This window comes from Alteromonas sp. 1_MG-2023 (assembly GCF_030547075.1).
Lineage (GTDB): Bacteria > Pseudomonadota > Gammaproteobacteria > Enterobacterales > Alteromonadaceae > Alteromonas.
On record NZ_JAUOQH010000008.1, the window covers coordinates 1 to 13,811 of the forward strand.

A 13,811-nucleotide genomic window follows, 5' to 3' on the forward strand; every position below is an offset into this window, starting at 1 on the left:
AAGGAGAGACTTGAACTCTCACGCCGTGAAGCACTGGAACCTAAATCCAGCGTGTCTACCAATTCCACCACTCCCGCACAGTCAGAACCTCAAGAGAAGTTGGATAAAAAGAAAAATTGGTGGCTATGGCGAGATTCGAACTTGCGACCCCATCATTATGAGTGATGTGCTCTAACCAACTGAGCTACATAGCCTCCGGCTTTTCTTTTCCCTCTCAGGAAGTGGCGCGTATTATGCGGATATGACTGGCGACCGTCAACCCCTTTTTTACTAACTTTTTCCAAGTGGCTAATATCTGTGCATTCAGGTCTAAAATCTAGTCAAAGTGCAGCGAATTTAATCAAATTTCGCCAATAAATCTTAACTTAATTCCACGGAGTTGATGAAGTTTTAGTCTGGTAGTAACAAACATCTATCGGTCTAGGACTATAAATTTTGTCATGAAAGAAAGAATTATCGAGTGTTCGGCCAGTTTTCATACGTTTTCGGTATTCGGGGTGGGAGGGAAGCTGAATATAATACTGTTTACCCGACGTATCCTTGTTGCCAAGGTAACTATTTTTTATTTGGCTCTTTTCTGAAGGCACTTCAATTACACCGCTATTTTCCATTGGGCCCCTTGGTAATTGCTGTAATACGTCCATTCCTTCAAGTACTCGCCCTATAACAGACATATTTCTATCTAAATGTCTGGGGGCTTGCCCAATCACAATATAAAACTCGGTGCTGGCAGTGTCCTTTTCACTATTGCGGGCAAACGCGACGGTACCAGGGCAGTGAAGCGCCCACATTTCATTACGCGCCTTGTCCATTCCCACAGGAAAGCCATTTAGAAAACCTGTAGCAGGGGCGAACATATCGTTTTCTTCAATTACTACAGCAGAAGCGGAAAGAGGAGCAATAAACTCAGCGTGAAGATTACTGGTTTCTGGCGAGGGCTCATGGCTTTCATTACTTCCGCCTTGTGCCACAAAGCCATCTACCACGCGATAGAAGTACTGCTGTTGATAAAAATCATGTTTTATTAGCTTACGAAAGCGTTTTACATGATGAGGTGCTAAAGCGGGATTAAGCGCGATGACTACATCACCATAGTGTGTTTCTAGAGTAACGATATGCTTAGAGGGCACCGTGTACCATTTATCAGCGAGATCAGCATCAATCGCAATATTGTTACTAGCATGGGTATTTGAATAGCTTTTAGCTTCAACGCTACTAGCTAAAGAAAGTGCTACACAAAGTGAAATTGCAAATGCTGAAGGTGCCAGTGCTGAGAGTGCTGAGAGTGAGTGAACTATGTTTTTCATCATATTATTATATGTCCTATTAAAAGCACTGGTATTGATGTCATCGTAAATGCGCTTAACTAAGCCCGTTTATAGATTTCAGCCATTATAGCTTTTTGCCATTATGTCTATATTGATGTATGCGCTTATAAAACACATTTATCGAACGACGTTGGTCAAAATGTCACGCGAACGACCGAGCACGCTTTTAAAATACCGAGTCATTGCCTGTTAAATCAACAACTAATTTTACAGGCAATAAAAAACCACCCATAAGGGTGGTTCTTTGTACGTTAAAATAAGCGCTAGCCTAGGCTATATTTCTTATTACACGTTAAATCTAAAGTGAATCACATCGCCATCTTTAACAATGTATTCTTTACCTTCTAAGCGCCACTTACCGGCATCTTTCGCGCCTTGTTCACCGTTGAATTCAACAAAGTGATCGTAGCTGACTATTTCGGCACGAATAAAGCCTTTCTCGAAGTCGGTGTGAATCTTACCGGCGGCTTGTGGTGCGGTAGAGCCTTCAGGGAAGGTCCATGCACGTACTTCTTTTACACCTGCCGTGAAGTAGGTTTGAAGCGTAAGCAAGTTGTAGCCAGCACGAATAACACGGTTAAGACCTGGCTCTTCAAGCCCCATGTCTTGCATGAATTCTTCACGCTCGTCGTCTTCAAGTTCAGCAATGTCAGACTCGATAGCCGCACATACGGCAACGACTACGGCATTTTCGCCTTCAGCGATAGCGCGTACTTTGTCTAGGTAAGGGTTATTTTCGAAACCGTCTTCGTCAACGTTTGCAATGTACATGGTTGGCTTAAGGGTAAGCATGTTCATGTAGCTGATTGCAGCGTGCTCTTCTTTAGTCAGTTCTAAAGAACGAAGCAATAAACCTTCATCTAAGTGAGGCTTAATTTTTTCTAATACTTTAAGTTCATACTTAGCATCAGAATCACCACCTTTAGCGCGTTTAGCAACACGGTGTAGGGCTTTCTCTGTAGTTTCTAAGTCTGAAAGCGCAAGCTCGGTATTGATAATATCAATATCGTCTTGTGGGTTAACTTTACCCGCAACGTGAACGATGTTTTCGTTGTCGAAACAGCGAACCACGTGGCCAATGGCATCGGTTTCACGGATGTTAGCTAGGAATTTGTTGCCTAAGCCTTCACCTTTTGAAGCGCCTTCAACCAAACCTGCAATATCAACGAATTCCATAGTTGTTGGAATAACACGTTGAGGGTTTACAATTTCAGCCAGTTTGTCCAAGCGAAGGTCCGGTACAGGTACAACGCCTGTATTGGGCTCTATGGTACAAAAAGGGAAGTTTGCCGCTTCAATACCTGCTTTTGTCAGTGCATTAAAGAGTGTTGATTTACCTACGTTTGGTAGTCCAACAATACCGCATTTAAAACCCATGATAGGGATCCTTGTCTGGAATTAGTGCTAGCTTAGGCTCACGCCTTAAAGGAGTGTAGCCGATTTTGCGCTTGCTTTAGGTCGTTTTTCAGGAGTATTTCAGTACAACGCACAGCTTCGTCAATGACACTTTCTATGGCCATTTTTTCGTCAGCGGGGGGCTTACCTAATACATGTCCGGTAACACGGCTTTTGTGACCCGGATGTCCAATACCAATACGCAAGCGTAAGAAGTCTTTATTGTTACCCAATTTTGCCACAATGTCTCTAATACCATTTTGACTAGAGCTACCGCCTATTTTGTATTTTGCTACACCGGGAGGTAAGTCGAGTTCATCAAAGGCCACTAAAATTTGTTCGGGTTCAATACGGTAGAAATTGGCTAATGCCGCTACTGCTTGACCGCTTTTATTCATAAAAGTGGTGGGGTAGAGCAAACGCACATCTTGACCTGCAATAGTAATGCGGGCAGTTTTACCGAAGAATTTGGATTCTGGTTTTAGCGGGGTATTGAAGGTGTCGGCAAGTTGGTTTAGAAACCATTCACCGGCATTGTGTCGGGTATTATCATATTCGGGGCCTGGATTACCCAGGCCCACGATAAGTCGGATATCAGCCAAGCTGATTATTCCTCAGAAGCTGCTTCTTCGTCGCCTTCTTCTGCTTCAGCTGCTTTAGGAGCAGGCTTAACAGTTACTACTGCAAGGTCGTGAGTCTCGTCGTCTTTTCCAAGCTCAACAGACGTGATACCAGCAGGTAGTGTAAGGTCAGACAAGTGAAGAGTAGAATCCATTTCAACGTTAGCAATATCTACTTCAATGAATTCTGGAAGATCTTTAGGCAGACACGTAATTTCGATTTCGTTTACGTGGTGCTCAGCGATACCGCCAGCTTTGATAGCTGCAGACTTGTCTTCGTTGATGAAGTGAAGAGGTACGTTAGTGTGTAACTCTTGACCTGCGATTACGCGCTGGAAGTCAACGTGAAGAATACGAGGCTTGAAAGCGTGACGTTGCATGTCTTTAACAAGTACTTCAACAGCTTTTCCGTCTACGTTCAAAGTAAGAACGTGAGAGTAGAACGCTTCAAAATCAGCGGCGTTGTTTACTTTGTTGTGCTCAAGAGTAATCGACACTGGTGCTTCTTCACCACCGTAGATGATACCAGGAAGCTTGTCTTCACGACGTAGGCGGCGGCTCGCACCTTTCCCTAGGTCTGTACGTACAGTAGCGTCCAGAGTAAAAATTGCTTTAGACATTATATGTCTCCAATAAAAAATTAAGAATGTAAGTTCTTGCGACCAGAACCTACTGTTATAGGGCGTTGTAGCTACAAATTGTAACTAACAATCACCGCCTCAAATTTTGAGGGCGGCGAATTCTAACACCGAGGCCTATAACATACAAATTTTACTTGGCGGTAGTGCACATATTAGCAAGACTTCATTTATATGAAGACTTTTATATAGCACTAGCCTAAAGCCTATTTTGTTAACACTATACGGTAGTGAGCTTTGCCATCACGAAGCCGTTGTACTGCTTCATTAACTTCATCGAACTTGAAGGTTTCGGTCACTGGTGCAATATCATGCAGCGCAGCAAAATCCAGCATGGTTTTAATAGTAGCAGGGCTACCTACTGGAGAGCCTGAAACAGAACGCTGTCCACCAATAAGGTTAAACGCACCTATGTCTAACGGCTCTAATGTCGCGCCAACAAAATGTAAGCGGCCTTTAGGCGCTAGGGTTGATAGGTACAAATTCCAATCAAGCTTTACGTTCACGGTAGAAATAATAAGGTCGAATTTACCTGAAGCGGCTTTAAGTTCGTCTTTATCACGGCTATTTAAGGTGTCGTGTGCACCAAGCTCTAAGGCTTCTTTCTTCTTCGATTCACTAGAAGTGAAAGCAACAACCTTACACCCCCAAGCACTTAAAAACTGCAATGCTAAGTGACCTAGGCCGCCAATACCTACCACGCCAACCACCGAAGTGGGTTTAATATCAAATTGTACTAGGGGGTTAAATACAGTAATGCCACCACAAAAAAGTGGCCCTGCGCTTTGTGGATCTATTCCATCAGGGATAGGGACTACCGCCGTAGCTTGGGCTCGAACTTTATCGGCAAATCCACCGTGGCGACCGCCAATAGTCATGGTGGCATTAGAACACAAGTTTTGATCGCCAGATTCACAGGTGCCACAGCTATTACAATAGCCAGCATGCCATCCTAGGCCCACTCGTTGACCAACTTTTAACGAGGTAACATGTTCGCCAACCGCATTTATTGTTCCTACCACTTCATGACCGGGTACGAAAGGGTATTCACTTATACCCCATTCATTGTCCAACATGCTTAAGTCACTATGACAAATGCCGCAGCTCTCCACATCTATCTCAACATCATGAGAGGCTAGCTCACCGGGATCATATTCAAACTTTTCCAGTTTTCCGCCTGGCTCTTTTGCTGCATATGCATTAATCATTTAACACTCCTAAATTTAACAATGGAGTTTGTACGGTGTAGTTGACCGTATTCGATCACAGTTTAACTTCACCTTGCGCTGCATTTAACCACAAAATAAGCAACGAAATTTAGTCGTTTAATTTAGTTGGCAAATTTAATACAAGAATGCGAGTTGGCAGCCTAATGCGAAGAACTATTACCAATAACTCTACTTGAGTCGAGTATTTCTATATCTTCAACTTGCATAACCGTGCCGTACTGAGTAGTGGTCATAAGGTCGGGCTTAGGCATTCCTGTTACTTTTACAATTAAGCCATTTCTATGAAATTTTTTGTCGAGCTTTTGTAACGTGTAACGGTCACCATTTTCAGCAATAAAAGCGTAAAAACCGCCTTCCATTTCTTTATGCACAATAGTGCCTGTTAGGGTAACTTTTTCCATGCCTTTAGAAGGGGAAATCTTTTCTTGTTGCGCTGTTTTAGGCTTCACACTGTGCTTAGGTTTATCGTCTGCTTTCTGACTCATAAGGGGCTCTTTTTTCATATCTACAGATTTGTCGTCTTTTTCAGAGCAAGCCGCTAGGGTGAATATTAATGCCGCAGCCGATAGCGTAGATAACGTTCGAATTAGTTTCATAGGTACCTCATTTATCGTTTTTAGTTTGTAAATAACCGTAAACTGAAAATTGTTATAAAGAAAGACCTGATTACCATCGGCTTAGTTCAATGTAGTGGAATAAGGGGCCATGAAATGATTGGGTTTAAAAAATACAAATGCGGGGGGAGGTTTATAGAAACTTATATAGATAAGGTTGGGTAAGCCACTTTATAAATTGAAATAACAAAAATAAAACGAAATAACAAAAAAGGGCCATCAGGCCCTTTTTTAAAAAATGAATCAGCTTGTAGAGTAACTAGTACTCAAACATGGCTGAAATAGACTCTTCATTGCTAATACGACGAATCGTTTCAGCGAGCATTTCAGACAAGGTAAGTTGTTTCACTTTTCCAATCTTCTGCATATCTGCACTAAGCGGAATAGAATCGGTAATGATAATTTCATCAATAACAGATTCTTTTAAGTTCTGTGCTGCGTTACCAGAGAAAATGGCATGGGTAGCGTAAGCATAAACATTACGTGCACCATGGCTCTTCAATGCTTCAGCCGCTTTCGCTAATGTACCGCCAGTATCAATCATGTCATCCACAATAATACAGTCGCGGTCGTTAACGTCACCAATGATATTCATTACCTGAGCAACGTTCGCTTTAGGGCGGCGCTTATCGATAATGGCAAGATCAGCATCGTTAAGTAGCTTAGCAGTAGCACGAGCTCGCACAACACCGCCAATATCTGGCGACACTACAACGGGGTCTGCAAAATCACGCTGAACCATGTCCGCCAATAAAATTGGCGTACCGAACGCGTTATCTACAGGAACGTCGAAGAAACCTTGAATCTGCTCGGCGTGCAAGTCGATAGTAAGTACTCTATCCACACCAACGTTAGACAGAAAGTCTGCGACAACCTTTGCAGTAATTGGCACCCGGGCTGAACGTACGCGACGGTCTTGACGCGCATAACCAAAGTATGGAATTACTGCAGTAATACGACCTGCTGATGCGCGGCGCAAAGCGTCGATCATCACGATCAATTCCATTAGGTTATCATTAGTGGGAGCACAGGTTGATTGGATAATAAAAACGTCCGAACCACGGACGTTTTCATGAATTTCTACGCTAATTTCACCATCACTGAAACGGCCTACTTTGGCGTTTCCGAGTTTGGTGTAAAGGCGATCGGCGACTTTCTGGGCAAGTTCTGGTACGGCATTACCTGCAAAGAGCTTCATATCTGGCACAAGTGGGTTCCTCAGTGCGTTGATAAAAGAGGTTTGGCTGGGGTAGCAGGACTCGAACCTACGAATGGCGGGATCAAAACCCGCTGCCTTACCAACTTGGCTATACCCCAATTTTTTATTTCTTGTCCGATGTGGCGTTCACGTGCTCTGATTTTTTTAATTTTTGTAATAGCGGTGAGCAATTTACACCTTTTGCAACAAAACTTTGCCAAGTATCTGGCAATTGAGCCTGAACTTGTGTGGCTGAAACTTCGTCAGAAAAAGTGGCAAATACGCTGGCACCTGTGCCCGTCATTCGCGACGGTGCGTAGTGTACCAACCACTGTAATAAATTTGCAACTTCGGGATAGCGATTAACGACTAATTGCTGACAATCATTGCGAGTTTTTTCAAATTGGTAGTCTTTCCACTGCATAATTGGGGTATTTCTGGGCAATTGTTCAGCTGTAAATACTTCTGCAGTACTAATATGCACATTGGGGTTTGCCACCAAATACCATTTTTCTTCTTGAGGGGCAGGGGTAATTTCTTCACCCACACCAGAAGCAAATGCGGTTAGCCCACGTACAAAAATAGGTACATCCGCGCCTAATTTAAGCCCTAACTCAGCAAGTTCGTCTTCTGATAGCTCAGTGCCCCACAAATAATTAAGCGCTACGAGTGTGGTGGCAGCGTTTGATGAACCGCCGCCAATACCGCCGCCCATAGGTAAGCATTTCTCTAAACTAATACTAACGCCTTTATTAATGTGGGCATGTTCAGCTAGTAGCTTGGCGGCACGCACAATGAGGTTATCTTCATCTTTTACCCCTTCAAGAGGGGTAACCATGGTAATTAAGCCCGACTCATTAATATCAAAAGCAAGCTTGTCACCGTAATCAAGCATTTGAAATAAGCTTTGTAATTGATGATAGCCATTCGGGTAGCGGCCATTAATATGTAGAAAAAGATTCAGTTTGGCAGGGGATGGCCACCAATCTGGGTTTATCTCTTGTGCGTTCGGTACTTCTGAATGTGTCATGTTTGTTTTTCTACTTCCGAGCTAGTCTCGTTTTAGTTTTATAACTAAAGCAGCGTCCATTGATATATTTTTATTTTTAACGTTGTTGAAGGTGGATTCGGTTGCACCAAATTAATTGAATGGGGTAGCCAAACGCTATCACCGTCAGGGGTAGTCACACTGCCATAGTTAGCATAACTCACTTGCCAGCCTTTACATGCACTACAATTGCTTTCAAGGGTATTAAGTAACCCTTTATCGGTAAGAGTGAATTTATCATCAGCAAGTGGTAGGCCTTTTATCCAAGACAACAGGGGCGCAACAGGAATATCCATACCCGTGGTGTAATAAATTAACGGTTCAGGATCGGCGTCTTCATACACCTCATTTCCCGCTTCTAATATGGCTTTATCGTCATTTACGTTTAAATCTACCATGGTAACGCCAAGTAAATTCGTTAATCGGAAATGAAAATCGGCATCATCGGTTTTCCATAATAAGTTAGCACTGGCCCCTTCTTTTTCCTGCCTAAAAGCTATTTTTCCGCGTAATTGCCACGTATCAACTTGTGCCACTTTTTCAAGCTGTGCACTAAGGTTAACGGCGTCTTCAGGGCCATCGGGTAGGGTGGTACAAGCAACCAAAAGTAGGTTAACGAGTACAAGTAATAAAACGAAGCGATTCATTGGGTATCGTCTTAGGAAAAGTTCATACTTTATGTGAACACAGTTCCACCAACACTTTCAATCATTTTGGGTTTTTCGTACAATGCGCGTCCGACGTTGCCAGCACAGATTTGAATGACTCTACTCGCCCTTGGTATTAATCACAAAACCGCCCCTGTCGCATTGCGTGAAAAAGTGGCTTTTACACCAGATTCTCTGGTGGAAGCACTCGCGTCATTAAAAAAGGTGGACGGGGTTGATGAGTCGGTGATTGTATCAACGTGCAACCGCACAGAGCTTTACGTGAACACCCAGCATGAAAGTGCTACTGCATTATTAGAGTGGTTATCAAACTTTCACCATGTTGAAGTTGATGAGATTGCCAACAACAGTTATGTGCTTGCTGCAGACGATGCGGTTAAACATATTATGCGGGTGGCAAGTGGATTAGATTCACTTATTCTTGGCGAGCCGCAAATATTAGGGCAAGTTAAGCAAGCCTTTGGTGATGCCAAACACTCAGGTATGATTAATACCGAGTTTGATAAGCTGTTTCAGCATACTTTCTCTGTTGCTAAACGTGTACGTAGCGAAACTGAAATTGGCGCAAATGCCGTCAGCGTGGCGTATGCAGCAGTTCAATTAGCCAAGCACATATTTGCTGAGCTACCTAAACGTTCGGTATTGCTGGTTGGGGCGGGTGAAACTATTGAGTTAGTGGCACAGCATTTAAAAGAACAAGGCGTAAGTTGTTTAGCTGTTGCGAACCGGACTATTTCTCGTGCAGAAGCGTTAGCCGAAACGCTGGATGCCAGCGTGTTTACGCTGTCTCAAGTACCGGAACATCTAAAAGATTTCGATATAGTTATCAGCTCTACCGCTAGTCAGCTACCCTTAATAGGCAAGGGCATGGTAGAGAAGGCGTTGAAACAACGCAGAAATATGCCCATGTTCTTGGTCGATTTAGCGGTTCCTCGTGATATTGAAGCCCAAGTGAACGAATTGGGTGATGCCTACTTATATACCGTAGATGATTTACAGCACATCGTTCAAAAGAATTTACAAAATCGTGAGCAAGCAGCCCTTGAAGCTGAAAAGCTAATTGAAAAGCAAGCTGGCGATTACATGAGCTGGAAGCAGTCTCAACAATCTATCGATTTAGTTAGGCAATATCGTCAAAAAGGCATGGAGCAGCGTGACGACGTAGTTGAAAAAGCATTGGCACAGTTAACCGAAGGCAAAGATGCCGAAACGGTTCTTAGTGAAATGGCCTACAAGCTAACCAATACATTGCTACACCCCACAACCCTGGCACTTAGAGAAGCTGCCATGCATGATGACCCGGCGCTGAGTCGGTGGTTGGGGCAAGCATTATCGTTATCTGACACTACGTCAGATATCAAAAAATAAGGTAAACATAAAAATATGAAAGACTCGGTTGTCAGAAAACTCGAAAACTTGGTGGAACGCTTCGAAGAAGTGCAGGCCTTATTAGGCGACCCACAAGTAATCGGCAATCAAGATAAGTTTCGTAATTTGTCAAAAGAGTTTAGCCAGCTAGAGAGCGTAGTTGCAGGCTTTAATGCATACCAACAAGCGCAAGAAAATCTTGATTCAGCGAATGAAATGTTGAAAGAAGATGACGCAGAAATGCGTGAAATGGCGCAAGAAGAATTAAAAATTGCGAAAGCGGATATTGAACGCCTAGAAACTGAGCTTCAGGTTTTATTGTTACCTAAAGATCCTAACGATGACAGCAACTGCTTCTTAGAAGTGCGTGCCGGAGCGGGTGGTGATGAAGCCGCTATATTTGCGGGCGATTTATTCCGCATGTATAGCCGCTACGCTGAAACCAAGGGTTGGCGCGTAGAGCTAGTGAACGCCAACGAAGGTGAGCACGGAGGTTACAAAGAAGTTGTTGCGAATATTAGTGGTGACGGCGTTTACGGTATTTTGAAATTTGAATCTGGCGGTCACCGTGTTCAGCGTGTACCGGATACAGAATCGCAAGGCCGTATTCACACCTCAGCGTGTACGGTTGCGGTATTACCTGAAATTCCAGAATCAGAAGCCATCGATATTAACCCTGCAGACCTTCGCATCGATACCTTTAGAGCATCTGGTGCCGGTGGTCAGCACGTTAACAAAACCGACTCTGCTATTCGAATTACTCACTTACCGTCAGGGTTAGTGGTTGAATGTCAAGATGAGCGTTCGCAACATAAAAACCGGGCCAAAGCCATGTCTGTATTGCAAGCTCGATTGAACAACATCGAAGAAGAAAAGCGTGCGGCAGAAGAAGCGTCTACTCGTAAAAGCTTAGTAGGAAGTGGGGATCGTTCAGAGCGTATCCGTACCTATAACTTCCCGCAAGGCCGTGTCACCGATCACCGCATCAACTTAACGATTTATCGTTTAGATGAAGTGATAGAAGGTGATTTGAAGCAGCTTCTCGACCCTATCATGCAAGAGCATCAAGCTGATCTGTTAGCCTCGTTATCAGACGAATAATACCATGCGTATAGACGCAGCATTAGCGTGGGCGATAGCCGAGTTACATGAAGGCGAATCGCCAGCTATTGATGCAAAAGTGTTGTTAAGCCATGTATTAGATAAACCTCAAGTTTACCTATTTACATGGCCAGACAAAACGTTAAGCGTTGACGCTATTTCTCAATATAAAGCACTGGTAGGCAAACGCGCCCAAGGTATGCCAGTCGCTTACCTAACGGGCACTCGTGATTTTTGGACGCTACGTTTAGCAACCTCGCCTCATACGCTAATTCCTCGCCCGGATACGGAAGTTCTAGTAGAGCAGACCCTCACTTGTATCGCGTCAATGCAGTTTGCCAATGCGCTTGTACACAATAAGCTAGCAAGGAGTGAGCTTGTAAACAGTGAACTAGCCATTTGTGATTTAGGCACAGGCACAGGTGCAATTGCACTGGCACTGGCTTCTGAATTGCCTAGTGCTAGTGTTACAGGTGTAGATTTACTGCCTGAAGCGGTGCAACTGGCCACTAGCAATGCAGCGCTTAATAACATTTCCAATGTACAGTTTAAGCAAAGTAGTTGGTTCGATAATTTAGCGGGCGAGAAATTTCACGTTATTGTTTCCAATCCACCATATATAGAAACATCCAGCCCTTTTCTTCAGCAAGGTGATGTGCGGTTTGAGCCTGCATCAGCGCTTACCTCGGGCGCCGATGGGCTTGATGATATCAAGCATATTATTGCACTGGCACCCACCCATTTATTTGAAGGCGGTTTACTGGCTTTTGAGCATGGTTTTGACCAAGGAAAAGCAGTGAGCGACCTGTTAAAGGCCCAAGGTTTTGTGGACGTTTGTACCGAAAAAGACTATGGCGGGAATGACCGAGTCACTTACGGTTACTTATCTACAACAGGTTAAGAATTTGTCACTTCTATTTTGTTACTCATATTGAGGCTTGCTAAAAATACGTATTGCATTAGTATTTTAAAAGCATTTGGGGAACAGGAAGTTATAGATGAACGACGATTTGCTTTTCATCGACGATGATGAAGAAGATGTTGTAGAAGAACTGGGCACATGGAAAATTCTTATTGTTGATGATGAGCCAGAGGTTCATGCCATCACAAAATTGGCCCTTAATGACTTTTTCTTAAATGGTAAAACCCTCGAGTTTATCAGTGCTTACAGCGGCGATGAAGCAAAGCGATGTTTCAGAGAACATGATGACATAGCAGTAGTATTACTCGATGTTGTTATGGAAAGTGACGACGCAGGTTTACTTGTTGCAGAGTATGTTCGCAATGAACTCGACAATCACTTTACCCGCATTATTCTGCGTACTGGCCAGCCAGGCCAAGCGCCTGAAAAAGATGTCATCATTAATTACGACATTAATGACTATAAATCTAAAACCGAATTAACCGCCCAAAAACTGTTCACCGTCATTATTGCCGCGCTACGTTCTTATCGCGATATTATTGTGATTGAAGAAAGCCGTGCTGGTTTAGAAAAAATTATTGATGCGTCGGTAGACTTATTTTCTTCCAGTTCGCTAGAAAAATTCATGCAAGGCATTATCCAGCAACTTGCTTCCATTTTAGGCTGCTCTAAAGATGCTGCCTATATCACTACGGCGGTTGCGGCTACGCCTGATGCTTCTGCAAACCCAGCAAAGGCACTCGATCTTAATGAACTGTATGTATTTGCCGGTAACGGTGAATATTCAGATAAAGAAGGCGTGCTATTAAAAGACGCGGTGACACCTGAAGAATATGAGCTTTGTAAGCGCGCTATGCGCGACCGTGAAATTGTATACGCAGAAGACCACGTAGTGGCGTATTGCAACAGTAAAACGCAAAATGGCGCTTTGTTGTATTTGTCTGGTTTACCTCGCCGTATTGGCGAAAACGACAAACACTTGGTAAGACGCTTCTCGAACAGTGTTCAACTTGCCTTTGATAATGTGCTTAAAACGATAGAAATAGAAGGCACCCAAAGAGAAATCATTGAGCGCTTAGGCAAAGCCATGGAATACGAAGGGCAGGGCAGCAACCATATCACGCGAATGAGTGCGATGGCCGAAGTGATGGGATGTGGCATTGGCATGAGTGAAAATGATGTTAGAGAATTAAAACTCGCTATTCCACTGCATGATGTAGGCAATTCTCGGGTTCCGGTTACCATACTTCGTAAAACTGAGCCACTAACGGAAGAGGACGTTTTTGCTATTCGTCAACACGCCGAATTTGGCTATCAGATTTTAAAAGACTCTTCTAGGCCCACTATTCAACTAGCTGCCACATTAGCAAGACAACATCACGAGCGCTGGGATGGCAAAGGTTATCCTGAAAGCCTTCAAGGGGAAACCATAATGCTGCAAAGCCGAATTGCTACCTTGTTAGATGTGTTTGATGCATTAGTTAATGCGCGCCCCTATAAAACCGCTTGGCCACTAGAAAAAGTTGAAAAAGTTATCTTGGAAGAGAAAGGACGGCATTTCGACCCTAATTTGGTTGATTACTTGTTAAGCCATATTGAAAAATTCATGGCCATTCAGCATCACTACCCTGATATTCCCGATTATGTTTAACTTAGTCGAACGCTTTTAAATGACGTACAAT

The 13,811-nt window shown here is 43.5% G+C and carries 13 protein-coding genes and 2 tRNA genes; 4 read left to right on the top strand and 11 right to left on the bottom strand.

Annotated features, from left to right (window positions below; all coding sequences use genetic code 11):
- Positions 1 to 117: 117 nt before the first annotated feature.
- From Q4561_RS10025 to lolB, 11 genes are all read right to left on the bottom strand, one after another.
- A tRNA-Met gene (locus Q4561_RS10025) sits at positions 118 to 194 on the bottom strand.
- A gap of 171 nt (positions 195 to 365) precedes the next feature.
- A complete protein-coding gene (locus Q4561_RS10030) occupies positions 366 to 1,310 on the bottom strand; it encodes a peptidylprolyl isomerase (protein ID WP_303459845.1) in 945 nt (314 codons plus the stop codon).
- Positions 1,311 to 1,613: 303 nt separating this feature from the next.
- Positions 1,614 to 2,705: a redox-regulated ATPase YchF gene (gene ychF / locus Q4561_RS10035; RefSeq protein ID WP_057792703.1), complete on the bottom strand. Its 1,092-nt coding sequence runs from the start codon at positions 2,703 to 2,705 to the stop codon at positions 1,614 to 1,616.
- Between the two features lie 38 nt (positions 2,706 to 2,743).
- On the bottom strand, positions 2,744 to 3,325 hold the full coding sequence (pth, locus tag Q4561_RS10040) for an aminoacyl-tRNA hydrolase (protein WP_211069434.1): 582 nt from the start codon (positions 3,323 to 3,325) through the stop codon (positions 2,744 to 2,746).
- Positions 3,326 to 3,330: 5 nt separating this feature from the next.
- Positions 3,331 to 3,963 carry a 50S ribosomal protein L25/general stress protein Ctc gene (locus Q4561_RS10045; protein WP_057792698.1) on the bottom strand — a complete coding sequence of 211 codons (633 nt, stop codon included), beginning with the start codon at positions 3,961 to 3,963 and terminating at the stop codon, positions 3,331 to 3,333.
- A 224-nt stretch (positions 3,964 to 4,187) separates the two neighbouring features.
- Positions 4,188 to 5,189, bottom strand: coding sequence for an NAD(P)-dependent alcohol dehydrogenase (locus Q4561_RS10050; RefSeq protein WP_303459852.1), 1,002 nt, complete (start codon positions 5,187 to 5,189; stop codon positions 4,188 to 4,190).
- A 161-nt stretch (positions 5,190 to 5,350) separates the two neighbouring features.
- The gene (locus Q4561_RS10055; RefSeq protein WP_303459855.1) at positions 5,351 to 5,806 is read right to left on the bottom strand and encodes a ribose-phosphate pyrophosphokinase; all 456 of its coding nucleotides are present in this window, start codon (positions 5,804 to 5,806) and stop codon (positions 5,351 to 5,353) included.
- A gap of 277 nt (positions 5,807 to 6,083) precedes the next feature.
- A complete protein-coding gene (locus Q4561_RS10060; RefSeq protein ID WP_208806010.1) occupies positions 6,084 to 7,022 on the bottom strand; it encodes a ribose-phosphate pyrophosphokinase in 939 nt (312 codons plus the stop codon).
- Positions 7,023 to 7,065: 43 nt separating this feature from the next.
- Positions 7,066 to 7,141: transfer RNA gene (locus Q4561_RS10065), tRNA-Gln, on the bottom strand.
- A gap of 5 nt (positions 7,142 to 7,146) precedes the next feature.
- Positions 7,147 to 8,052, bottom strand: a complete 906-nt coding sequence (gene ispE / locus Q4561_RS10070) for a 4-(cytidine 5'-diphospho)-2-C-methyl-D-erythritol kinase (RefSeq protein ID WP_303459857.1) — start codon at positions 8,050 to 8,052, stop codon at positions 7,147 to 7,149.
- Positions 8,053 to 8,096: 44 nt separating this feature from the next.
- Entirely contained in the window at positions 8,097 to 8,717 is a 621-nt protein-coding gene (gene lolB / locus Q4561_RS10075; RefSeq protein ID WP_303459860.1) for a lipoprotein insertase outer membrane protein LolB, read from the bottom strand.
- A 114-nt stretch (positions 8,718 to 8,831) separates the two neighbouring features.
- Between lolB and hemA the strand changes: the two genes are divergently transcribed.
- The 4 genes from hemA to Q4561_RS10095 all read left to right on the top strand — a co-directional run bounded on the left by hemA (position 8,832) and on the right by Q4561_RS10095 (position 13,780).
- Positions 8,832 to 10,106: a glutamyl-tRNA reductase gene (gene hemA / locus Q4561_RS10080; RefSeq protein ID WP_303459862.1), complete on the top strand. Its 1,275-nt coding sequence runs from the start codon at positions 8,832 to 8,834 to the stop codon at positions 10,104 to 10,106.
- 15 nt (positions 10,107 to 10,121) lie between these two features.
- Positions 10,122 to 11,207, top strand: a complete 1,086-nt coding sequence (gene prfA, locus Q4561_RS10085) for a peptide chain release factor 1 (RefSeq protein ID WP_211069426.1) — start codon at positions 10,122 to 10,124, stop codon at positions 11,205 to 11,207.
- A gap of 4 nt (positions 11,208 to 11,211) precedes the next feature.
- A complete protein-coding gene (gene prmC / locus Q4561_RS10090; RefSeq protein WP_303459866.1) occupies positions 11,212 to 12,108 on the top strand; it encodes a peptide chain release factor N(5)-glutamine methyltransferase in 897 nt (298 codons plus the stop codon).
- A gap of 97 nt (positions 12,109 to 12,205) precedes the next feature.
- The gene (locus Q4561_RS10095; RefSeq protein ID WP_303459868.1) at positions 12,206 to 13,780 is read left to right on the top strand and encodes a DUF3369 domain-containing protein; all 1,575 of its coding nucleotides are present in this window, start codon (positions 12,206 to 12,208) and stop codon (positions 13,778 to 13,780) included.
- Positions 13,781 to 13,811: the final 31 nt, after the last annotated feature.